Origin of the sequence: Providencia sp. PROV272 (assembly GCF_049901975.1) — a bacterium.
Classification (GTDB): domain Bacteria; phylum Pseudomonadota; class Gammaproteobacteria; order Enterobacterales; family Enterobacteriaceae; genus Providencia; species Providencia stuartii.
Genome location: NZ_CP096291.1, coordinates 753,979 through 776,907, shown reverse-complemented (window position 1 = coordinate 776,907; position 22,929 = coordinate 753,979). Strand labels below are relative to the sequence as shown.

General features: G+C 56.9%; 24 protein-coding genes. 23 read left to right on the top strand and 1 reads right to left on the bottom strand.

Going from position 1 to position 22,929, the window contains the following annotated elements; all coding sequences use genetic code 11:
- Positions 1–140: 140 nt before the first annotated feature.
- From M1E93_RS03455 to M1E93_RS03425, 7 genes are all read left to right on the top strand, one after another.
- Complete coding sequence (locus tag M1E93_RS03455; protein WP_004239720.1) at positions 141–803, top strand: PilL N-terminal domain-containing protein; 663 nt, start codon at positions 141–143, stop codon at positions 801–803.
- Entirely contained in the window at positions 800–1,540 is a 741-nt protein-coding gene (locus M1E93_RS03450) for a hypothetical protein (protein WP_000149725.1), read from the top strand. Before M1E93_RS03455 ends, M1E93_RS03450 begins: the two co-directional genes overlap by 4 nt.
- A 13-nt stretch (positions 1,541–1,553) precedes the next feature.
- A complete protein-coding gene (locus M1E93_RS03445) occupies positions 1,554–2,288 on the top strand; it encodes a TIGR03759 family integrating conjugative element protein (protein ID WP_000790124.1) in 735 nt (244 codons plus the stop codon).
- 12 nt (positions 2,289–2,300) lie between these two features.
- A complete protein-coding gene (locus tag M1E93_RS03440) occupies positions 2,301–2,939 on the top strand; it encodes a transglycosylase SLT domain-containing protein (protein WP_004239718.1) in 639 nt (212 codons plus the stop codon).
- Positions 2,929–3,483: an integrating conjugative element protein gene (locus tag M1E93_RS03435; RefSeq protein ID WP_004245750.1), complete on the top strand. Its 555-nt coding sequence runs from the start codon at positions 2,929–2,931 to the stop codon at positions 3,481–3,483. The genes M1E93_RS03440 and M1E93_RS03435 overlap by 11 nt, the downstream gene beginning before the upstream one ends.
- 355 nt (positions 3,484–3,838) lie before the next feature.
- Positions 3,839–5,986, top strand: coding sequence for a type IV conjugative transfer system coupling protein TraD (gene traD / locus M1E93_RS03430; RefSeq protein WP_012368437.1), 2,148 nt, complete (start codon positions 3,839–3,841; stop codon positions 5,984–5,986).
- Positions 5,973–6,722 carry a TIGR03747 family integrating conjugative element membrane protein gene (locus tag M1E93_RS03425; protein WP_000179437.1) on the top strand — a complete coding sequence of 250 codons (750 nt, stop codon included), beginning with the start codon at positions 5,973–5,975 and terminating at the stop codon, positions 6,720–6,722. Before traD ends, M1E93_RS03425 begins: the two co-directional genes overlap by 14 nt.
- Positions 6,723–6,809: 87 nt before the next feature.
- Here M1E93_RS03425 and M1E93_RS03420 read toward each other — a convergent pair whose 3' ends face one another.
- The gene (locus tag M1E93_RS03420; protein ID WP_004239713.1) at positions 6,810–7,418 is read right to left on the bottom strand and encodes a DUF2913 family protein; all 609 of its coding nucleotides are present in this window, start codon (positions 7,416–7,418) and stop codon (positions 6,810–6,812) included.
- A gap of 146 nt (positions 7,419–7,564) precedes the next feature.
- Between M1E93_RS03420 and M1E93_RS03415 the strand changes: the two genes are divergently transcribed.
- The 16 genes from M1E93_RS03415 (at position 7,565) to M1E93_RS03340 (ending at position 22,889) form a co-directional block, all read left to right on the top strand.
- Complete coding sequence (locus M1E93_RS03415; RefSeq protein WP_004239712.1) at positions 7,565–7,891, top strand: RAQPRD family integrative conjugative element protein; 327 nt, start codon at positions 7,565–7,567, stop codon at positions 7,889–7,891.
- Positions 7,888–8,127 carry a TIGR03758 family integrating conjugative element protein gene (locus M1E93_RS03410; RefSeq protein ID WP_001070025.1) on the top strand — a complete coding sequence of 80 codons (240 nt, stop codon included), beginning with the start codon at positions 7,888–7,890 and terminating at the stop codon, positions 8,125–8,127. The genes M1E93_RS03415 and M1E93_RS03410 overlap by 4 nt, the downstream gene beginning before the upstream one ends.
- A 47-nt stretch (positions 8,128–8,174) precedes the next feature.
- The gene (locus M1E93_RS03405; RefSeq protein WP_073557142.1) at positions 8,175–8,537 is read left to right on the top strand and encodes a TIGR03745 family integrating conjugative element membrane protein; all 363 of its coding nucleotides are present in this window, start codon (positions 8,175–8,177) and stop codon (positions 8,535–8,537) included.
- A 12-nt stretch (positions 8,538–8,549) separates the two neighbouring features.
- Positions 8,550–8,966 (top strand): TIGR03750 family conjugal transfer protein, encoded by a 417-nt coding sequence (locus tag M1E93_RS03400; RefSeq protein WP_004239708.1) that lies wholly within the window; start codon positions 8,550–8,552, stop codon positions 8,964–8,966.
- Complete coding sequence (locus tag M1E93_RS03395; RefSeq protein WP_000033152.1) at positions 8,959–9,603, top strand: PFL_4703 family integrating conjugative element protein; 645 nt, start codon at positions 8,959–8,961, stop codon at positions 9,601–9,603. Before M1E93_RS03400 ends, M1E93_RS03395 begins: the two co-directional genes overlap by 8 nt.
- Positions 9,600–10,496, top strand: coding sequence for a TIGR03749 family integrating conjugative element protein (locus M1E93_RS03390; RefSeq protein ID WP_000023746.1), 897 nt, complete (start codon positions 9,600–9,602; stop codon positions 10,494–10,496). Before M1E93_RS03395 ends, M1E93_RS03390 begins: the two co-directional genes overlap by 4 nt.
- The gene (locus tag M1E93_RS03385) at positions 10,493–11,989 is read left to right on the top strand and encodes a TIGR03752 family integrating conjugative element protein (protein ID WP_004239706.1); all 1,497 of its coding nucleotides are present in this window, start codon (positions 10,493–10,495) and stop codon (positions 11,987–11,989) included. The genes M1E93_RS03390 and M1E93_RS03385 overlap by 4 nt, the downstream gene beginning before the upstream one ends.
- Positions 11,986–12,471 carry a hypothetical protein gene (locus M1E93_RS03380; protein ID WP_004239705.1) on the top strand — a complete coding sequence of 162 codons (486 nt, stop codon included), beginning with the start codon at positions 11,986–11,988 and terminating at the stop codon, positions 12,469–12,471. Before M1E93_RS03385 ends, M1E93_RS03380 begins: the two co-directional genes overlap by 4 nt.
- Positions 12,468–12,905: a TIGR03751 family conjugal transfer lipoprotein gene (locus M1E93_RS03375; RefSeq protein ID WP_004245744.1), complete on the top strand. Its 438-nt coding sequence runs from the start codon at positions 12,468–12,470 to the stop codon at positions 12,903–12,905. Before M1E93_RS03380 ends, M1E93_RS03375 begins: the two co-directional genes overlap by 4 nt.
- A complete protein-coding gene (locus M1E93_RS03370; RefSeq protein WP_004239701.1) occupies positions 12,905–15,772 on the top strand; it encodes a conjugative transfer ATPase in 2,868 nt (955 codons plus the stop codon). The genes M1E93_RS03375 and M1E93_RS03370 overlap by 1 nt, the downstream gene beginning before the upstream one ends.
- A 94-nt stretch (positions 15,773–15,866) precedes the next feature.
- Positions 15,867–18,092 carry a trimeric autotransporter adhesin TaaP gene (gene taaP / locus M1E93_RS03365; RefSeq protein WP_004239700.1) on the top strand — a complete coding sequence of 742 codons (2,226 nt, stop codon included), beginning with the start codon at positions 15,867–15,869 and terminating at the stop codon, positions 18,090–18,092.
- A 78-nt stretch (positions 18,093–18,170) separates the two neighbouring features.
- Entirely contained in the window at positions 18,171–18,611 is a 441-nt protein-coding gene (locus M1E93_RS03360) for a TIGR03757 family integrating conjugative element protein (protein ID WP_004239699.1), read from the top strand.
- Entirely contained in the window at positions 18,608–19,582 is a 975-nt protein-coding gene (locus M1E93_RS03355) for a TIGR03756 family integrating conjugative element protein (protein WP_012368435.1), read from the top strand. The genes M1E93_RS03360 and M1E93_RS03355 overlap by 4 nt, the downstream gene beginning before the upstream one ends.
- A 14-nt stretch (positions 19,583–19,596) precedes the next feature.
- Entirely contained in the window at positions 19,597–21,039 is a 1,443-nt protein-coding gene (locus M1E93_RS03350) for an integrating conjugative element protein (RefSeq protein ID WP_004239696.1), read from the top strand.
- Positions 21,040–21,378 (top strand): hypothetical protein, encoded by a 339-nt coding sequence (locus M1E93_RS03345; RefSeq protein ID WP_000160224.1) that lies wholly within the window; start codon positions 21,040–21,042, stop codon positions 21,376–21,378.
- Complete coding sequence (locus M1E93_RS03340) at positions 21,375–22,889, top strand: conjugal transfer protein TraG N-terminal domain-containing protein (RefSeq protein ID WP_000988923.1); 1,515 nt, start codon at positions 21,375–21,377, stop codon at positions 22,887–22,889. Before M1E93_RS03345 ends, M1E93_RS03340 begins: the two co-directional genes overlap by 4 nt.
- The last annotated feature ends 40 nt before the right edge of the window (positions 22,890–22,929 follow it).

Genomic DNA, 22,929 nt, shown 5'->3' with positions numbered 1-22,929 from the left:
ATTTAAAACCACCTCTTTTAGAGGCGGTATTTTACACCCGCCGTTTTCTTTTTTTTCGGAAAACTAATTTCCTATTGAGAGCGCTTGCTTTTCTGCGCACAGTGTGCCTGTGACTTTATTTTGTTAACTCAGGACAGAAAATGCGTATGAAAACTCTCCCGATATGTCTTGCCCTGACCTCACTGCTGTTGGGGGGCTGTGCAGACAAGCCAGCCCAGCCTACGGAAGCGGCGGCAGACATCGCGATTCCGCTCAACGTCGGTTATGCTCAGCCGCTGCTCCCAGATATTTATCCGTCAGCCCCGGAAGTGGTGCGTTATGACCGTTACCGGCTGGTTGATATTTCGCCTTCACAGGCACAGCGTTACCCGCTGGAACAAATTGTTCATCTGCGTATTCCTGCTTCCGTCTCCCCGACAGTCGGGGATGCGCTACATTATGCCCTGCGTGATTCCGGATATCGTCTGTGCACGTCCGATGGACAGGCGAACCACCTTTATCGTTTGCCGTTACCCGCTGTTCATTATCAGATGGGATCGATCCGCCTGAATGTGGCGTTACAGATCCTTGTCGGTCCGGCCTGGCAGTTGTGGGTGGATGATGTGCAACGGGAAGTGTGTTACCGACTTCGTCCGGAATACACGCCATCTGCGCCGGATGCAGGAATGAGCGGCGCTTCATCCGTCTCTGTGGTCACCCCACTTTCTGCGGGCAGTACGCCATTACCGGTGCCACCGGTGCTTAACACTTCCACTGGTCATACCGATGTGAATAAGGTTCATCGCGGAGGGTGGCTGAAATGACTCATTCTGAAGAATTGTCCGTAACCCCATTACATAAAAAAATTTACCGGGGGGTGATTGTGACGGGCGTGGTCGCCTGTGCTCTGGTGGCCGGTATCCCGCTGTTTATCCACAGTAATGTTATCAGTTCACACTCAGAGGCTCTGTCACAACTCGGACAACGATTACAGGCGATTGAGATGAAGATGGCTGACTCTGTCACGGATGACCGGATGAATGCGCAACTGGACGTGCTCCGTCAGGGGCTGACGACGCTAAAACAGGATGTGGCATCACAGCGCGACACCCTCAGAACGGTGACAGCACAGCTGGCGGTGGCCGGCAAACCGGATGAACAGATCGCCGTACTGTCTGACGGGCTGGAAAAACGGCTGGCACAACTGGAAACCCGCCAGGCACAGTGGGCACTGGCGTTACATCAGTTGCAGGAACAGCGTCAGCCGGAACAAAAAACGGTCAATCCCCCGGTTGTCAGGGCAAAACCCGCCACGCCGGAAACTTCCCGTCTCGGGGCTTCTGTCCGTCCATCCCGGACCGTGCCGTTTCAGTTAACCGCGATTGAACAGCGGGGCGGTCGTCTTCTTGCCGCACTGGCTCCTGCGGATATTCGTCAGCTGGGGCAGGTACAGTTACTGCCGGTAGGCGGACGTTATCAGGGCTGGGAAATGACCGACATTCAGACTGATCGTGTGACATTACGTTATCAGGGGCGCACAGTGACGTTGCGCCTGCCATAAAAGGAATGCCGTGATGAAAAACATAAGATGCGTGGTTTTACTGGGTGGGTGTCTGATGTCCGCACCGCTGACAGCTGCACAGTCTGTTTCCGGGGCAACCCGACCGGTTCAGATTGAGGCGGGGAAATCGGCTGAGAGTCAGACACAGTCATTGCAGTATGAGGCGCAGGAATGGGGACTGAGTGCGGAGGAGTATGCCCGTTTTGAGGCGCTGATGAAAGGGCGGCGCGGTATTCAGTCTCCCGGACTGGATCCCCTGACGACATTGGGTATTGAGGCCCGGTCAGACGAAGAGCGCCGCCGGCTGGCTGAAAAGTGGGTACAGCAGGAATTTGCCAGGGCAGAAAAAGAGCTGGCGTTTCAGCGGGAAGTAGATGCTGCCTGGAAGCGGCTCTATGGTCAGGTATTACCGGTCAGTCTGGGAACATTCGGCAGGATGGAACAGGGAACAGCGCAGCGCCGGCAGGCACTGTTTGTGCAGGCGGAAAATTGTAGCGCGTGTGATGCCCGTCTGGCTACTCTGCTGGCCGGCAAACAGCCGTTTGATATTTATGTGCTGGGGACAAAGGGGGATGATAACCGCCTGAGGGCTTGGGCCAGACAAAAAAATATCCCGGCAGAGCGCGTCAGAAAGCGGGAAATTACGTTAAATCATGATGGCGGTCTCTCGCTTCAGTACGGACTGACCACCACACCGGTGGTGATGCAACAGTTACCGGATGGGCGGTGGCGTCCGCTCACACCTTAATCCGGAGGCGTGATGCGTAAAAATTCCCTGCTCACTCTTGTCCTGCTGCTGTTTTCCGTGCCGTTACCGGCTCGGGAGGTGCCGCCGGGCTACCGTGAGGTGGCCCGGCAGGAGAATGTACCAGCAGAAGCCCTGTATTCCCTGGCACTGACGGAGTCATCCTGGACATTACCGGCACATCACCCGCAGGCCGGTGAAATCCATCCCTGGCCGTGGACGCTGAATGTGGCTGGTAAAGGATACCGTTATCCGACACGGCAGGCCGCCTGGCAGGCTTTACAGTCGTTTTTACAGACGACATCCCCCAGACGTATTGATGTGGGGATTGCACAGGTGAACTGGGGCTGGAACGGGCATCACTTCCGTTCCGCCTGGGAGGCCTTTGATCCTTATACCAATTTGCATGTGGCCGCCCGCATCCTGCGCCGCTGTTATGAGGCGTCACCGGGTAGTTGGATCCGTGCCGCCGGCTGTTATCACCATCCGGCGGGCGGTCAGCCCGCAGTACGCTATAAAAATAGTGTCCGGCGTCAGCTGGCGACACTGACGGGCGGTACACAACCCGTTCCCGCTCATTTACCGGCAGTCAGTACAGATCGGGCTGTATCGTTTGTGTGGATAGAACCGGAGAACAAAACCGATGCGAAATAATCCTGAAGAAAAGACAACGCGAGCCTTTTATCCCCTGCCCGTCTTGGGGATGCTGCTGTTTTGCGCAGCCGGCGGCAGTCAGGCGGCATTAACGGTGGTGGCGGATTATGGCGGGCAACCGGCAGCACCTTTTTATGACGCGATAAATAATGCCCCGAATGAATGGACAGCAAAGCCGGCGTCCCGCCCTCTGCCGTCCGTGATGGCCCCGTCAATGGTGTTGCCGGTTGAGACACCGGAAATGACGCCGGGGGAGGTGGATGACCGCGTCCTGCATTTACCGGGGATTGGGGCACTGTATCTGGTGGGGGATGATCCGTTATCCCGGGCATGGCTCACACAGCACGCAGCCCAGCTGAATGCAATGAATGCGGCCGGGATGGTGGTGAATGTGAAATCGGAAACCGGGTTACAGGCGCTTCAGGCGCTGGCTCAGGGAGGACTGCTCTCCCCAGCTTCTGGCACCGATTTAGCTCACCGTCTTCAGTTATCACATTACCCAGTTCTGATCACGGAAACCGGGTTGACCCAGCAGGTGAAGTAATGTTACCGCCGATATGGCCTTCAGATGGGGTTGACTCCCCGGCATTCTGGTTGGCCGTGCTGATGTGGTGCGTGTTCTTTGTTGTGATGAGACTCCTGGGGAAAAAAAACCGTCCTGCCCGCCGTCATCGTCACTGTCACGGGAAAGAATCGCGTGTACCGGAAAAAGAAAATCCGTCAGATCCTCCCTGGGGTTGAGTGCAGTGAGCACATTGTTTTCCGGACGTGTCGGTGAATTTTCAAACAGTGTTTCCAGTGGAAACGCTGGATGATTTTTGAACACTGTTTCCACTGGAAACACCGGTGAATTTTTAAACACTGTTTTCCGGGGTAACACCAAAAAAGAGTTTGAGAGAATGAGTGATCGTTATGTGATAGAGGCCTGGCTGCGACCGGCCGTGGAATTGAACAGTGCTCTGGTGTCCGGCGGGGCGGCGTTTGTGTGTGCGGTAGCGCCCTGGGCAGTGGCATTGTCTCCGTCCGTGAGTTATGTCACCGCCGGTGCGTTTGCCGGTTTTTCCGCATTGCGGGCACATCAGGGATTCCGGGTATTACGTTACCGCCGGAATCTCCGGCGTCTGCCCCGCTATCAGGTGACGTCGGCACAGGTGCCGGTCAGCCGGCAGCGTCTGTTTCTGGGAAAAGGGTTTCAGTGGCAGCAAAAACACACGCAACGCCTGCTGGAAACCCAGCGTCCGGAAGTGGAGCGGTATGTTCAGCCGCCGGCACATTACCGGCTGGCCCGGCAGTTTGAACTCCGTTTTGAATCCCGTTTTCCGGCGGTTTGCCGGCTTTTGCAAAAAGACAGTTGGCTGAATCCGGTCCGCCCGCTGACGCCGGTGGGGGGGAATCCGGTGTTACACGGTGTGGAGCCGGATGAGGTGAATGTGACCATGGATTTGCGTGAACGGGTTGGTCATATGCTGGTACTGGGGACCACCCGTGTCGGCAAAACCCGTCTGGCGGAAGTGCTGATCACTCAGGATATCCGCCGGGGGAATATCACGATTGTTTTTGATCCGAAAGGGGATGCGGATTTATTGCGCCGGATGTGGGCGGAAGCGCATCGTGCGGGGCGCAGTGAGGAGTTTTATGTTTTTCACTTGGGCTGGCCTGATATCAGTGCCCGTTATAACGCCATCGGGCGTTTTGGCCGAGTATCGGAAGTCGCGGGGCGGGTTGCCGGCCAGTTATCCGGGGAAGGGAACAGCGCGGCGTTCCGGGAGTTTGCCTGGCGGTTTGTTAATATCATTGCCCGGGCACTGGTTGCTCTGGGGGAGCGTCCGGATTATGCCAAAATTTTACGTTATGTCACCAATATCGGGGAACTCTATCAGACATATTCGATGCAGGTGATTAAAGCACAACTACCTGATTTGTTTGCCCAAATCGAGAATGCGCAGAACGCGCTGACGGTCGAGGATGTGCCCCGTCATCTGCAAAGTGATCCGAAAGCTGTGGCTATCTGGGCAACGGAGCTGGCGTTAAGTAGTGAGAAAGGGAAAAAAATCTATGATCCGATTTTGGACGGGCTGCGCAGTGCGATCCGTTATGACCGGACCTATTTTGATAAAATAGTGGCTTCTCTGCTGCCGTTACTGGAAAAACTGACTACCGGAAAAACTGCCGCCCTGTTGTCGCCGGATTACACCAATATGCAGGATCCCCGTCCGATTTTTGACTGGCAGCAGGTGATTCGGAAAAAAGGGATTGTATATGTCGGGCTGGATGCGTTATCGGATGCGGAAGTGGCGGCAGCGGTGGGGAATTCCATGTTTGCGGATTTGGTCTCGGTAGCCGGGCATATTTATAAATTCGGGACTCAGGATGGACTGCCGGAGGATGAGCACGCCGGAAAATTACCGATCAGCCTGCATTGCGATGAATTTAATGAACTGATGGGGGATGAATTTATTCCGTTACTGAACAAGAGCGGCGGCGCGGGGATTGAAGTGACGGCCTACACACAGACCTGGTCTGATATTGAAGCCCGGCTGGGGAATGCGGCGAAATCGGCGCAGGTCACCGGTAACTTTAATACGCTGGTGATGTTGCGTGTCCGTGAACTGATGACCGCGAAATTACTGACGGAACAGTTACCGGAAGTGGATATTTACACCAAAACCCTGGTATCCGGGATCACCGATATTTCCAATCCGAGGCAGGGGAGTGATTTTACCTCCAATACCCAGGACAGGGTCAGTATGGTGGCTAAACCGCTGCTGTTACCGGCAGATATTATTCAGTTACCGAAAGGACAGGCGTTTGCGCTGCTGGAAGGCGGGAAGTTATGGAAAATCAGGATGCCCCTGCCGGCGGCAGAGGCTGATGCCCTGATGCCACCGGATTTACAAAAAATCGCACAGTATATGGAGAAAAATTACCGTACCGGCGAAACTTGGTGGACTGCGTCATCATTTTCGGATGCGCGGCATGACAGCGGCGGTATGAATGTGGCTGAGATGGCACCGGATACCGAAGGGGGCAACGATGGCAACTGCTGAGGTACGTCAGGAAACCCCGCGTCACCCGGCAAAAGACCCCGGTTTGCCGGCTAAATTGTTGTGGCACTGGCCGTGGGCCATCATCGGGGTATTACTGGCCTCCTGGGTATGCAGTCTGTTGATTGAGTGGGTCGGGATTGCGTTTTTCTGGGCGGACGAAGGGGCGGAGCACAGCCGGCAGGTGATGTTAACCGAGAGCGGGTATCTGTCAGAAGGGTTTACCCGTAGTCTGCTGATGTCCAGTCCGGCGCAGTGGCTGGCTCATACCGTTGAACAGGCATACCGGTGGCTGTTTGTGGAGTCCGGGCTGATGGAGAGCTGGCAGAACGTGTATCCTGTCAGCGGGAATGCAGTTGCCCGTGAACTGGATGACTGGCGGATTTGGTTTGTGTCCGAGCTGAGAGACTATCTGCTGGCGACGGTTTATGTGACGCTGACCTTTTTTATCCGGGTGACTATTCTGGTGCTGTCGATGCCCCTGTTTGTTATGGTGCTGTTGGTGGGCATGGTGGAAGGCTTTAACCGGCGTGATTTGCGGCGTTATGGTGCCGGGTATGAATCCAGTTTTGTGTATCACCACGCCAAGCGTTTTGTTAAGCCGGCCTTTTTTGTTCCGTGCATGATTTATCTGTCCTGGCCGTCTGCCATTTACCCTAATCTGGTGTTGTTACCGGCGGCTCTGTTGTTCGGGCTTGCGGTGGCAGTGGCTACCGCGTCATTTAAAAAATATTTATAGGCGCTGGGCAGAGACACACAACACTTGTTTTTGTGTGTCTCTGTCAGCAGACAAGCGGCTAGGCCGCGCGTCAGTGGTGTGATGGGGTTATCCTGCGCTGATTGATGGATTGATGAGTGTGAGCAGTAAATAAAGTGGCGGGTTGTCTGTCGTGATGAGTTGCCAGCCACATTGTGTCAGCAGTTCAGCTAGTGCGGCGATATCACCTCCGATTTTTACAGGTAGGTGTGCGGTCTGATGACCGTCAGTATCAAAAGCCTGCTCCAGTGCATTTTTGGATAAACAGATGGTGTTGCTGAGCGTATCCGGGCTCACCGCATGTCGTCTGTGCCACGATTTATCACTCAATAACTGATAGGCAAAGCCTGCCTCCTTGGCCGATTCAAGCGCATAAGTGAGCCGGAACAGATCGCTCTGCTCGTGTAATGCGCCTGTACAGGAGCGGTACAGATAATCCAGTTTTTGTGGCAGTTTGGCCCGGCTCCCCAGTGTACGTCCCTGTTGAAGCAGCCAGTCAATATCCGGCGTAACGTCACGGTCAAAACGGCGTTGCTTTTTGGCGGTTGCCAGCCAGCGTATTAAAAACAGGTTTTTCTGCATGTCGGACTGCACCAGCCCCTCCCTGCGGGCCAGATGCAGGGCAACCAGTGCACACCAGGCAAAATGCCCAGTTTTTCGGGTGATGGTCTGACTCATAGGCTCACTTTTATTTATTCATTTCAGCTATTTTCGCAAAAAGCAAGCAATATAAAATTAAAAAATTTGGAAAACTAATTGTTTGCTGTTTTTTCTGTCCGCCTTTTTTACCCTGACTCCACGTTAACCGTCTTTAAGGAGTCGTTATGCGATTATTTTCTCCGCTTATTTCCCTGTTTGCGTTGGTTGTCAGTGCATTTGGGGTATTGCCTGCTCAGGCCGCTGAAAAAGATGAACTGGCGCTGACGTTAAAGCAGCTCGATCACATCCAGGCCAGCCTGGAGCGCGCCCGTATTCAGGCAAATCAGGACAATCACGCCCGTTTTTATTTTGATTATTCCCGCGCCTCCAGAGAGGTGGAGATTATCCGGCAGGGGATTGTCCGCTATCTGGAGCCTTCCCGGGCCCAGCCCACGATGCCGGTTAATGTGGCGGAGCCGCTGCGCGGGGATTACCGCCGGGAGCAGCGATGAATCCGTCACAGCAGGCGGCATTTGAGGCTGCTGCCGGCTCGGGGATGTCTCCGGCTGTTCTGAATCTGTTGTGTATCGGGGCATTACTGGCGGTGCTGTTTTTATGGGCAGCCTGGGGACTGGTTGATGTTTACCGGGGCTGGGCAAATGAAAATGTTCGTACTGCAAGGGTGGGGCAGTTTGCTGTCCGGGCAGTGATATTACTGGTGGTCTGCATCTGGATGTTTGCCAGTTGAGTGTGCTGTTTAATTTATTTTACAGAATGAAAGGTCATTTTATGGATATGAAATCATTTTGGGGACGTGGTGTCCGTCGTATTGGTGCGTCAGTGGTGACGTTATTCACTTTATTCAGTCTGATGCCGGCGTATGCCGCACTGCCTTCGGTGGAACCCCCTTCTTCCGGTGGCGGCGGCGGACTGATGGACACCATTAAAGGCTATCTTAATGACGGCATTGTGATTGGCGGGCTGGTTGTGGCTGCGACGGCTTTTATCGTGGTGGCCATTGCCGCGGTCACCACGTTCAATGAAGTGCGCGACCAAAAGGCTGGCTGGGGTAAATTCGGTACAATTATTGTAGTCGGTGTCGTCCTGATTGTGGCGGTCGTCTGGCTGGCCGGAAAATCCGCCACTATTATTTTTTAAGCGGAGGCAACGATGCAGACCATCGATTTTATGCCGGATCGCTTAAATGCAGAGCCCACCGTCTTTCGCGGATTTACCACCCATGAAATGTTTGCCGCCGCCGGTGTCGGTTGTGTGGGCGGGAGCGTTATCAGTATCCCGCTGTTACCGCTGGCCGGGTGGGTGATCCTGCCGACCGGCGCGTTGATAATGCCGCTGTTGGTGGTGTTTTTTGGCGGCACTTTTCTGACCCGTATCAAACGCGGAAAACCGGAAAATTATCTCTACCGCCGATTGTCCTGGAAACTGCAAACCGGGTTTGCCCGCACATTGCCGCTGACCGGACGGCTGACTGAAAAATCCCTCATCACCGTATCTCAGGGCTGGTTTTTACGCCGGACGCAGGCGCTGTCACTGTGCCGGTATATCGCCGGAGGCCGCCATGAGTAAATTTCGTCATGCCCTGCAAAACCGGGACCAGCACATTCTGACACTGCGGATGATCTGCGGGGTGCTGGTGCTCTGCCTGTTTGTGGCCTTTGCCGGCTGGATGCGGGCGCCGGCTAAACTGACGATCCATAATCCGCCGGATTTGCGCTCCGGCAGTACCCGGGCATGGTGGGAAGTGCCGCTGCCGACGGTGTACGCTTTCAGCTTTTATATTTTTCAGCAACTGAATGCCTGGCCGAAAGACGGCGAGGTGGATTATCCGCGAAAGATTGCACAGCTCAGTGCCTATCTGACGCCGTCCTGCCGGGCGTATTTTGAGAAAGAGGCCGCTTACCGTACTACGCTCGGGGAGCTGAAAGGGCGTTCCCGGGTGGTGTATGAGATCCCGGGACGCGGGTTCAGTGAGGATAAAGTCCGGGTGATTGACCGGGATAACTGGATCGTGCGCCTGGATTTGGTAGCGGATGAATATTTTAGCGCGGAGCCGGTCAAGCGAGCGACGGTACGTTATCCGGTGAAAGTGGTGCGCTGGGAGGGCGATCCGGAAAGTAATCCGTTTGGTCTGGCCCTGGACTGCTATGACGGGCTGCCTCAGCGTCTGGAAGCGGCGGAGCAGAATAAGGAGGTCAGTCAATGAGCATAAAACGTCATCTGACGGCCTGTGCTCTGGGGATTTCGGCGGTGTTTTCTGTGGCCGCTCTGCCGCTGCCGGTGCAGGCGGTAGAGCTGGTCCGCTGGGAGCGTATTCCGTTACCGGTTTCTCTGCATGTGGGGGAAGAGCGCATTGTGTTTGTGGAAAAAAATGTGCGTGTCGGTTTTCCACCGTCTCTGAATGAGAAACTGCGGATCCAGAGTACCGGAGGGGCGGTGTACCTGCGGGCGGAAAGCGCCTTCCCGCAGACCCGCCTTCAGTTACAGGATGTGGAAAGCGGGGAAATCCTGTTGCTGGATGTGACGGCCACTGCCGGTAAAGGGAAGCTGGAGCCGGTGCGGGTGGTGTACAGCGGTGAAGTCAGTACGCAGCGTGACAGTCAGAGCGTCAGACGCAGCGGGCAGGCTGCGGGGGCAGCAGCCGATGCCGTACCGGAAAGCGTGGACCGCAAAGCGAAAACCCGTTATCCGGCGCCGTTACCGGTCTTACTGACCCGTTATGCCGCCCAGAGTCTGTATGCACCGTTAAGAACAGTGGAGCCGGTGTCCGGCGTACAACCTTTGCCACTGACCTTACCAAAAACACTGACAGCACTCTACCCGTCTGAACCACTGATCGCGCGGCCGCTGGCCGGCTGGCAGGCGGCGGAGTACCGGGTGGTGGCGGTGAAACTGACCAATCAGTCCGCTCAGAAAGTCGTGCTGGATCCCCGTCAGTTGCAGGGGCAGTTTGTCAGCGCCACGTTCCAGCATCAGTGGCTGGACGCGAAGGGCACACCGGAGGATACCACCACAGTGTATCTGGTGATGAAAGGCAAACCGGATAAGGCGTTTCCTGCGGAGCCGCCTGTCCGGAGGACGGGAGGGAAAGCCCGATGAAAGTGAAATCCAATACGCTGGTCAAAATTCTGGTGCCGTCCGCACTGGCGTTGGCGGTGCTGATTGGTATCAAAAGCTGCCAGCCCGACACGCCGGTCACCGGCAGCGGACAGGACAACCTGTCTCAGTCAATCAATGACCTTGACCCAGGGGAGCTGAAGTCACTCGGGATTGAGGGGGATACCCCGGCCGATACACTGAGGACGCTGATTGGCACTATGAAAACGGTACGTGACCGTCAGGCGGAATTGATCGCCCAGAATGAGAAATTGCTGGAAGAGAATGCGCAGCTGCGTAACCGGCAGCAGAATGTGTCGGGGCAGATCCAGTCTGCGGTGGCTTCCGTCCGTCAGGAAGCGGAGAGTCAGCAGCGTGCCCTGCAACAGGAGCAGCAGACACTGATGCGGCGTCTGGATAGCCTGGGGGAAACGCTGACAGCATCAGGTGGTCAGCCGGCTCAGGGCAGCGGACAAGGCGATATTCCGCTGGGACTGGGGCTGGATACCGGGGGCAGCGGACTGACGGTGAAAGACGGGTTGCTGTGGGCTGAGCCGCAGGATGCACAACCGGCTGAACCGGGGCGGATGGTGAACGGACAACCGGCTAAACCGGCGTTTCCGACCTCTTTTCTGGAGGATAACGCCATTACCCGTCAGAAAGCGGAACTGGACCGGGTGGCCAAAAATCAGCGCACGCTCTCCGGTACAGTGGACGGTGAGGCCCATACCGAACCGGCGTACACGATACCGGAGAATGCCACCCTGGTGGGCAGCCAGGCGATGACGGCGTTGCTGGGGCGGGTGCCCATTGACGGTAAAGTGACCGATCCGTATCCGTTCAAGGTGGTGGTGGGAAAAGACAACCTCACGGCGAACGGCATTGAGTTACCGGATGTGGAAGGGGCGGTGATCAGCGGCTCGGCCACCGGTGACTGGACATTGTCCTGTGTGCGCGGGGATATCACCTCGATCACCTTTGTTTTTACGGACGGCACGATCCGCACGGTGCCGAAGCCGGCTGACCGGACGGACGGCGGCAGTCAGGCCAACAGCGGACAGAATGCCCGTAATAACGGCGGGTCGCTCGGCTGGATTTCAGATGAGAGCGGGATCCCGTGTATCAGCGGTGAACGTAAAACCAATGCCGGCACCTATCTGCCGACCCTGTTTGCCCTGACGGCAGCGGCCTCGGCCGGGGATGCGATGTCGCAGAGTCAGTATACCGCGCAGAACAACGGGTACGGTATCACCTCCTCGCTCTCTGGGGATGCGGGGAAAGCGGCGCTGGGCAGTGCCATCGGCGGCGGGTTTAAGGATGTGGCGGACTGGGTGAAATCCCGCTACGGGCAGACCTTTGATGCGGTGTATGTGCCGCCGGGGCAGAAAGTCGCGGTGCATATCAGCCGTCAGATCCCGGTGGATTATGAATCGCAGGGACGCCGGGTGAATTACGGTTTTTCACTGACAGAGGGTGAGGAAGGAGGTCTGGAGTGACGTATTTTGCGAAGCCGGGGGTGCTGGCTGTGACGCCGGTGACGTTTCCGCTGGTGTTTGTGTTCAGTGCCGGACAGGCCGGTTGTACTGGAAGTCATTTTTGCCTGACGGTGGCCGGTCATCAGGTGTTTGATGAGGAGCAACAGCAGCTGATTGCCGGCATGTCACCGGCGACGATACAGCTGGCGTGGCAGAGTACCGCCGGTGAGACGCCCGGGGCGGTTCTGTCTGTGGGCCGTCACCGGGTGGGGCTGAGTGACAACGACATTACCGTTTACCGGTTTGCCCCGCGGGATGAGGCGTGGCCGCAGGACAGTGACTGGGATCGCCTGCTGTACACCGTTTTTAAAGGGGAGGCGCCGGATAAAGCCGGCTGGCAATGTGTGCCTTTTTCACTATCTGAACTGAGCTGTCACGGTGAGTTTGCCCGGCTGACCTGCCGGGGGGCGATCCTGAAGGGCGCGGGAGGCGTCATATCATGAGAATGATGAAATGTGTGATGAAAAGCAGAGTGCTGTGCGCACTGGTGTTGTTGCTGGCCGGCTGTGCCACCTCCAAAGAGGAGCTGCTGCCGGCGGGAAACAGCGACATGATGGCCATCTGGTCCGGCAGACAGGCTGATCCGAACGGTGCGGCGGACAGCCGGACGGTGACGGAGACCGCCCGCAGCGCCCTGCGACGCGCCCTGACGAATGATGAAGCCGCGCGCCTTCAGCAGGCGGACACCGCGTATACCCGGACACAAAGCAGTGAGATCCATCAGCAGTTTCCGCGTCTGCCGAACCCGGACATGGTGATGTATGTGTTCCCGCATCTCTCGGCCGGCAATCTGCCGGTGCCGGGATACAGTACGGTGTTTCCGTTTTACCATCAAGTGCAGTATGCCCTGCCGGGTGAGCGTGTGGAGGGCTTGTGATGGGATTTTCATTATTCCGCTCACGCCGGAAAGCGCAGGCGGTTTCTGCTGAAAAAACGGATGAAAACAAGGCTGACAAAACCGTACACCGCAGTACACCGGCAGAGAATGCCGGTTTAGGCCGTCAGCCGCTTTCCCGGCCGGGAAAAATGACCCGGGCGGATGAGCAGAAGATTTACCATGCGAATCCGTCCTTTATTGATTACCTGCCCTGGGTGGAATTTCTGGATGAGGAGCAATGCCTGCTGCTTGATGACGGGGTGTCGGTCGGGGCGGTGTATGCCGTTGAGCCGGCGCCGACGGAAGGGCGCTCTGCCGGCCGTCTGCTCGAAATCCGGGATGCGGTGGAGGATGCGCTTCAGGACAGTCTGGATGAGCATGATGATAACCCGTGGGTGGTGCAGTTTTTTTGTCAGGATGAGGACGACGTGAGCGTCACACTGGCCACATTGCGGGACTATATCCTGCCGGCGGCCCGGGGCACCGCGTTTACCGAAGCCTGGCTGACCGAAATGGCGCGTCATTTACGGGGGATTGCCCGTCCGGAAGGGCTGTTTAAGGACACGGAGGTGACCGGACAACCCTGGCGCGGACAGCAGCGCCGGACCCGGATGGTGGTTTACCGCCGGCTGGGGAACAGCTATACCGATCCGATGCCGCCGGTGGCGATGCTCAATCAGATGTGTGACCGGCTGGTCAGCAGTCTGGGCAGTGCCGGCGTGCAGTGTGTCCGCCAGGACGGGAGGCAGGTGCATCAGTGGCTGCTGCGTCATTTCAATCCGGCCCCTGACTGGGTGGACCGGGAGACGCTGTACCGGGAAGGGGCGTACTGGCCGGCGGCGGAGGAAGCCCCGGGCACCCTGCCGGTGCTGAAGGATTTTGCGGAAACGCTGTGGTTTACCCCGCCCCGGTCGGATGTGGAAAACGGCGTGTGGTGGTTTGATAACCTGGCGCACGGTGTGGTGAATATCGAAAAACTGCGTAAAGCCCCGGGGCCGGGGCACCTGACCGGGGAGCAGAAGCGCGGTGACAAAAATATCAATGCGCTGATGGACCTGTTTCCGGAAGGGACGATGCTGTCGATGACCATCGTCACACAGCCTCAGGATACGCTGGAGCAGGAATTTACCCGGCTGGGGAAAAACTCGGTGGGGGAAAACACCGACTCGCAACGTACCCGCCGGGACGTGGAAACCGCCAGAGGTTTACTGGGGCACCGCCATAAGCTTTACCGGGCCTCCCTGTCATTGCTGCTGCGTGCCGGCTCGGTGGAGGAACTGAACAAAAAGCGCGTGGATCTGACGGCCACGCTGCTGAATGCCGGTCTGGAGCCGGTGAAGCCGGAATATGATGTGGCGCCGCTGAACGGGTATCTGCGTGCCCTGCCGATGTGTTTTGACCCGCAGACGGATAAAAAACACTGGTATACCCGGCTGACCTGGGTACAGCACCTGGCCGGATTACTGCCGGTGACCGGGCGCACCAGCGGCACCGGGCATCCCGGCTGGAGTTTCTTTAACCGGGGCGGCGGGGTGCTGACCTTTGATCCGCAGAATAAACAGGATCGTACCCAGAATGCGCATCTGCTGTTATTCGGTCCCACCGGGGCCGGTAAATCCGCCACCTTATGCGCACAGTTATCGCAGCTGATGGCGGTCCGCCGTCCGCGTCTGTTTATTGCGGAGGCCGGTAACTCCTTTGGTTTACTGGCGGACTATTACGCCAGTCTGGGGCTGAGTGTCAATAAGGTCAGTGTCAAGCCCGGCAGCGGGGTGCGTCTGCCGCTGTTTGCGGATGCGCATCAGCTGCTGATGATGGATGAACAGCGTCTGGCACTGAATGCGGATGAACTGCCAGAGACGGACAGTGAATCTGAGGATGATGACGGGCAGCGTGACATTCTGGGGGAAATGGAAATCTCCGCCCGCATGATGATCACCGGCGGGGATGTGCGGGAAGAAGCGGAGCTGAAGCGGGCTGACCGGGCGATGATCCGCCGGGCGCTGATGGCGGGGGCCCGGGCGTCTTATGCCGCCGACCGGCAGATGCTGCCGGCGGATTTGCAGGAGGCGCTGTATGCCCTCTCCCGGGGGGAAGGTGAAGAGGAAGGGCGGGCATTAAATCCGCAGCGCCGGGCGAAAGCGGCCGAAATGGCGGAATCCCTGGGGATGTTTACCGAACCGGGCAGTTTTGAGCATGAGCTGTTTAATCTGCCGGGGGAGCTGTGGCCGGAGGCGGATGTGACCCTGATTGATTTGGGGCACCTGGCGCGGGAAGGGTATGAGGCCCAGATGGCGCTGACGATGGTGAGTCTTATCAACTCCATCAACAATATTGCCGAGCGGGATCAGTACCGGGCCCGGGACATTAATTTTGTGGTGGATGAGGCGCATATCGTGACGGTCAACCCGCTGTTATCCCCCTATGTGACCAAAGTGGTGAAAATGTGGCGGAAACTGGGGGCCTGGCTGTGGCTGGCGACCCAGAACCTCGATGACTATCCGGACTGTGCCGAGAAAATGCTCAATATGGCGGAGTGGTGGGTGTGTCTGACGATGCCGCAGAAAGAGGTGGAGGCAATCGCCCGCTTTAAGACGCTCAGTGAGGAGCAGAAACAGGTGCTGCTGTCCGCAGCCAAACTCTCCGGCTGTTACACGGAAGGGGTGGTGCTGGCGCGGAAAGTGGAGGCGCTGTTCCGGGTGGTACAGCCGAGCTTATATCTGGCGCTGGGGATGACGGAAAAAGAGGAGAAGCAGCAACGGCGGGTGCTGATGGAGCAATACGGATGCAGTGAGCTGGAAGCGGCGTTCAGGGTGGCAGATGAACTTGACCGGAAACGGGGGTTACCGCCCCGGGTGCCGGGATGATGAAACGGGTGGAGCAGGGAGTGGGTAAACCGTGTTGCAGCACGGCTTACCCGGCCGCTTCATTGGGTATGTTAAAAAGAGGAAACATGACGTCATGAAAACGACGGGAGTTAAAGTAACGCTTTTGTCGCTGGTTGTCAGTTATTCCTGCGCTTTACAGGCCAAAAACGTGTCACTGGGGGACACGGCCGTGGCCACGGGGCAGCACAGTACGGCTGTCGGTGAGGGCAGTATGGCGCTGGGGAACAATATGACGGCGGAACAGGCGCAGGCGGCGATGAAAGCCCAGAATGCCCTGTTGCAGAACAGGGCGCAGGCGCATGAGCAGTACATGCAGACGCAGGCCCTGTTTGACAGTAAATCGCTGGCGAACAGCAATATTCTGGAGCGTCAGGAAGCGATGAAACCGTTGTTGCAGCAACAGGAGACCCTGGCGGGTCAGCGTACCGCGCAACAGCAGCAGGTGACACAGGCACAGCAGGTCGCTGACCGGATGGCACAGATTTATGAACGCAATCTGGGGGCGGTTTCACAGATTGTGGATGAGAATTTTGTGGCGTTGTGGCAGCAGGGGCAGGCTGACCGTCTGGCTCAGGAAGTGAAAAAACGGGTTGAGCAGGATACGTCGGTCAGTAATGACACGCAGTTTTATGTCAGTTATGTTAATGCCTATATTGAAGCGAAAACCAGAAGTGCTCTGGTTAATGAAACCATCAAAGAGAAAACCGGTTCTCAGATTACGACCAACTATCAGGGTGTGGCCCTGTCCCCGGTACTGAGTGCCGGCCACAGTGATAAAGCGATGCTGTGGTCGGATGCGGTCACGGACAGCGAGCAGAAGAAACAATTATCCCGTTTACACCTGAATACCGCGGCCCTGAAGGGCGTTGCCGGTTATCAGGAAGAGCTGGCCAAAATCGCCCTGATCACCTCTGCGGACGGGAAAAAGAATCTGTATCAGGCTTATCAGAAAAATGCCCGGCAGCAAATTGAGCAGGGGCTCACCGGGGTGACAGAGGCCGGGAAGCAGATCCTGTCAGAGCTGTATCTGGATAACATCGATGAAGGCACCTTTAATCAGATGGTCAGCGGTATTTTCACCCGCTATGAGAATCAGCTGAACTACCTGATCCAGCTGGATAAGGTCAACAGTTTATCGCCGGACAGCCCGGATTATGCCAAAGAGTTACAGCAACTGCTGGTACTGGAAAGCCGTCCCCGGGATAACACCGTCGGGCTGAATACCAACCCGGAGGCGCTGAAACAAAAAGTGGATCAGTACCTTCAGGACAATGCGCTCAGTCACACACAGGCCATGTCGTCACAGGCCACACAGCTGAAACAGCAGTTATCGGCGGAAAAAGCCGTCACCGATCAGGCACTGAAGCAGGCAGAAACGCAACTCTCCCGGCTGGAAAAGGATCTCTCCGCGCTGGATACAAAGTTGTCTGATTTGCGTCCGACGCAATCCGAGCTGGAAAACATCCGGGATCTGGAGAAGGTGAAAGCCGAACTGGCGCAGAAACAGGCGGAATATCAGGCGGCGGATAAAGCCCTGAATGAGGCGCAGAGTACGCTGAGTCAGGGTAAACAGGCTGTTGCGGTCGGGGATAAGAGTCTGGCGCTGGGCGAAAAATCCGTGGCACTGAGTGTGGATGCCCGGGCGCTGGCGAAAAACAGTGTGGCACTGGGGGACGGCAGCCTGGCTGACCGGGATAACAGCGTGTCCGTCGGCCGTGAAGGTCAGGAACGTTTTCTGACGCATGTGGCGGCCGGCATTGCAAAAACGGATGCGGTCAACAAAGGGCAACTGGATGAGGAGCGGGATGCGCGTATTGCCGGCGATAAGCAGACGCTGAAACAGGCCATGGACTACACCGATGTGAGCATTCAGTACAGTGAGGCGAAGATAAACAAGCGGATTACGGAAGAGCAGCAGGCCCGTATTGAGGGGGAGGAACAGACCCTGGCGGCCGCAAACCGCTATACCGATGAGACGTTCGGGCAGGTGACCCACACGGTGCTGGACAATGCCCGGCAGTATACCGACCAGCGTTTCAGTCAGCTGGACAATAAAATCAGTCAGGTGGAGAAACGGGCCAATGCGGGGATTGCCGGGGTGACCGCAATATCTTCCATTCCGTATGTGAACAGTGAGCGTTTTTCGTTCGGGATGGCGATGGGGCATTACCGTGATGCACAGGCGATAGCCACCGGGGTGCAGTATAAGCCGACGGCCAATACCAATGTGCGCCTGAATGCGTCATGGAATAACGGCGGCGATACCAGTATCGGCGCCGGGTTTGCGGTGGGCTGGTAACCGGTGAAAACCCGCCGGTCACCGGCGGGTTTTGATGCGCTTTTCTTCTCTCACCGTTCGTTTGTGAGGACTGACCGAATGAAAAAACGATTTTTATCTCTTTCCGGATTGCTGATGCTGTCGCTGTCATGCCTGCCGTTGACCGCCGGGGCGGCAGTGGTGCTGTATACCACGCAGGATGACGCTCTGCCGCAGACGGACATCCCGTTTGAGGTGGTGTATCTGGATGCGCCTGAACGCCTGCTGGATGAGGCCCTGCTTCAGCCGGGGACGGAACTGAGTGAAGCGGATGCCCCGCACATCACCGCCCTGTTACAAAGTCCGGCCTGGCAGGCCAGAGAAACGGCATTACGGCAGGCTTATCAGGGCGTGGTTCAGGCCTGGCAGCTGGGGGTGTCATCTCTGCCGGCGGTCGTCGTTGATGCGCAGTGGGTGGTTTACGGCACCACCGATATTGCACAGGCGGTGACGCAGATACAGCAGTACCGGGAACAACAGGAAGGAGGAGGTCAACCATGACCCGACAATCACATCGCCGGCGTCTGGCGGGGGCTTTGTTACTCGGTTGTTCACTGGTGCCGGTGGCGGAAGCCAGTCTGAGTACCGCCACTCTGGTCGCTTCTGCGGCCTCACCGTCGTGTATCAGCTGGCGTATCAGCGGGATTTGCTACTGGCTGAAGTGTGGCTGGGGCGGCTGCCGTATCCGGACATCTGTCCGGGTGTCACATTTTATTCCGCAGGCGGTGGTCTCGGCCTACCATGCCCCGGGTGAAAACCCGTGGCGGGAAATGTCACTGGTCAGCGGGGCGGCCGGCGGGATTGAAAATGCCGTGACCGGCGTGCTGAGCGGGGTATCTGCCGGGGGCGGAAACAGTGAACAGAAGTTTGAGGCAAAACGTAAAACCGCCCTGCACTTTTTTTATGCGGATGCTATCGGTCATCCGGCAACCACCCTTATCGGCGGCAGTATTCCGGGGTATTCCTGTGACAGCGCAGCCACACCGCTGTTTCCTTATTACCTGAGCACGCTCGACAGTGTGCCGTGGCGGCTCGGTGTGCCGGAAATGGCGTATCCGGAAGCGATAATTCCCGGGAAACGGGAAATCGGGGGGCAGAGCCGGGGCAACATGTGGGGAAATCTCTATCCGCGCAGCGGTTTTGTCAACCAGCAGGACGGGGATAAAGCGGCGGCTGTGGTGGCGCAGCGCGTGGCAGATATTATGACCCGCACCGGGCAGGCGCATACCTATGTGCCCCTGAAAGGCAACCGCCGGGATGGCTATTGGCCGCCGGACGCGGTGACGGAGAATACCGGGACAAAAAACCATAAATGGCAGCGCCTGTCGCCGGGGCTGAAAAACAGCTGTGCGGTGTTTCCGGATGAGGGCGGAGCACAGGCACAGGACGGTAATTATGCCTGGGCATTGTGGCAGCCGTACAGCTGCTGCAAGCGCATGGGGCAAAAATTTCTGTACAGCACAACGTTTTAAGCAGGGATTTTAAGATGATGAAAGCAAAACGACACACGTTTTTTCCGCCGGCGCTGACACTGATGGTGTTATGCAGTGTACCGGCATTTTCTGTCCGGGCCGGGCTGGATTTTTCTGCCGGTGCGAATGATATCGGCTACGGCGCAAATGTTTCCGGCGCGGTCTCCGACAAACTGTACTACAACCTGGGCGGCGGCACGGTGTTATCCCAGCCGCCGGGGCGCAGTAATCTGCAACGTCTGGGGATGAGCATGGGCTGGAACAGTGATCTGATGTGCGGCAATTTTGATATCAAAACCACGGTGGGCAACCAGCTGAACGGGGTGACGGCCGGCTTTAAGAATCTGATGAGTGAGGTGATCCAGAATGCCACCGGGGCGGTGGCCAGTCTGCCGGCGATGGCTATCCAGCGGGCGAATCCCGGCCTGTATGAAATGCTGACCAACGGGGTGTTGCAGGCTAATGTGGCGTTTGATAAGGCGCAGCTGAACTGTCAGAACATGGCTAAACGGATGATGGACTTTTCAGAAAATAATCAGTGGACGCAGGCGGCGATCCTCGAAGAAGCAAAGAATATCATCAATAACAGTGACGGGGATGCGGTAAAAACTGACCAGCAAATTCAGCAAAGCAGTGGCGATAAAGGGGTTGTATGGATAGGCGGGAAACAGCGCGGTGGGGTTGGTCAGCCTGCGATTCAGCCGGCGCAGGATTTTGCACAGGCCGGCTTTAATATCATGAACGGTCTGCCGGCAACCAGTACGGCCCCGGTGCCGGCCGGCCAGTGTAACGGAGCCGCTTGCAGGCGCTTTGCCAACAGTGAGGAAGCCGCTCAGGTGGTCACACAGGTGCTGGGCAGCAAATCGGTCCGCACCTGCACCAATCCGGCGGATTGTCAGAGCGGCGGTGAGGCGGAGCAACCGGGCAGTTCCCAGCCAGGAACCGGGCTGGCACCGGTGCTGGAGACCACCACCCGGGAAAATTTGGAACAGCTGCATAAACTGGTGAACAGCCGGGGCGCGGTCGGGGCGGCAGAGTTGGCGAAACTGAAAACCGGCAGCCTGACGGTCTCCCGGGGGGTGATTGAAGCGCTGCGCCGGGATCCGGATAAAACGGCATTAACACAGCGTCTGGCCGGTGAGCTGGCGATGGCGGACACGATGGAGCTGGCGCTGACGATGCGCCGGATGCTGATCACCGGCCAGGGGGAGCCGAATGCCGGTAATTTTCCGAAAGCCCAGGAGATCGGTAACCAGTCGGTTGACCAGCTGGATCGCGAAATCGGGATGCTGCAAACGGAAATGGAAGTGCGTAAATCCATTGCCAATAACGCGATGCTGACGGTGATTGAGCGTGATCAGCAACGGACACAGGTGAACCCTGCCACCCAGACCCCAGATAATACGGATGTGCGTGTACAGGGACTGGAGCAAAACAGTGACACCGGAGGACGTTAAATGACGAAAGGAAAAACCGGGCGCCGGTTATGGCCGGTGCTGAAAGTAACCGGGCTGACCCTGCTCAGTATGGTGGTGTTGCTGGCGGTGGCTCAGCTGGGGCTGAGTTATTACGGTGAGGCGGACAGTCTGCGCCGGGCGTTTTACCGTGCCCGCTGGTTCTGGCTGGTCTGGCGGTGTGTGTTGTACGGAGCCGTGGCGGTTGGATTATGGAAACTGTATCACCACCCGAAAGTCAGTGAGACGGCCCGGCGCAGTCTGAAGCGCAGCGGGCTGGCGATGGCCGCCTTTGTGGCGGTGAGTGAATGGTCAGTCTGGGCGGGAGGTGACGGCTTATGATGACAAACAGTTATCTCGAGTATTTTCTCACGCTGCTGGCCTGGGTGGTGAATAACGGATTGTGGTCGGTACTGACCAGCACCGGGCTGTTTGCGCTGCCGCTGGTCTTTAAAGTGCTGGGGATCTGGCTGAAAGTGCGGGAAGAGGGGGAGGATGAGGGTAACAAAGGTTCACTGGCAATTGTGCGTATCGAGAACGCGCTTTACGGCGCCTTTGTGGTGATCCTGTTTTGTTGTGTGCCGTTGATGGAGGTGAGTGTCAGTACCCTGCAATTTGATACCAGCCGGACCAAAACCTGCGGCACCTGGACCCCGGTGAAGCCGGCGGAATCCGGTTACAGCGGCGTGGTGTCGTCACTGGATAATCAGACAGCCAAAATCCCGCTGTGGTGGATGCTGGTACATAAGCTGTCGAAAGGGGTGACTCAGGCGGCGGTGGCCAGCATTCCGTGCCGGCCGGATTTGCGTCAGGTGCGTTTTGAGGTGCAGCACAGCAACATTAAAAATCCGGCGCTGGCTGCCGCACTTCAGGATTTTACGGATGACTGTTACTCACGTGCCCTGTATGACTGGAAAGCGAAAGATCAGGGAAAAACACAGGATGAAAAAACGTTACAGGATATCACCTGGATAGGCTCGGCCACCTTTATGAAAGGGGAATATCATCAGATCCAGTCACGGACACCGCGGGCGGGCTTTCCCTGGGATGCCGACCGGGATGACGGGTATGCGAATGTCAACGGCAACGGTTACCCGACCTGTTATCAGTGGTGGAATGATGCGAATGCAGGGTTACTGAAACTTGTCAAAGAGCAGACCGATGAAGGGATGTGGCTGCGTGCCCGGGCGGCGATGAAGCTGATTAATAAAAACTCGAAAGAGTTTGAGGAGGCCATCGTCCGCCGGCTGGTGAGTCCGGCGAATCTGGATGTCTCCGGCGGCCGGGTATACCGGGGATACGGGGGTAATGCGGATATGACGGTGATGAATGAGCTGGCCAGAATGGGAGGGGTAGCCGGGACTTCGCTGGCGTCACTGGGGGCATTCCCTGCCTTTGATACGATGCGACAGTCCTTACCGATGGTGCAGGGGCTGATGTTAATGGCGGTGTATATCATGATCCCGATGGTGCTGATGTTTTCGGCGTATGAATTTAAGACGGCGATAACGGTGACGTTTGTGATATTTGCGCTGAACTTTCTGACATTCTGGTGGGAGCTGGCACGCTGGATAGACAGCTGGATGATGGAGGCACTGTATAATTCCGATACGCACAGTCAGTGGAATATGAACGGGCTTCAGAACACGTCTGATGATGTCATTATGAACCTGGTAATGGGAACGATGTTTTTGGTGTTGCCGGCGTTGTGGTTGACAGCATTTGGTTGGGCTGGAGCTAAAGTTGGGTCCGAGCTAGGTAATATGACATCTAACGCGACTTCACCTGCGCATAGTGCGGGGGGGAAAGGAGGACAGTTAGCAGAACAAGCTATTTCTAAAAAAGTTAACTAATAATATTTTGAAGCCAGCTGCAAAATTTAGTTTTGTGGCT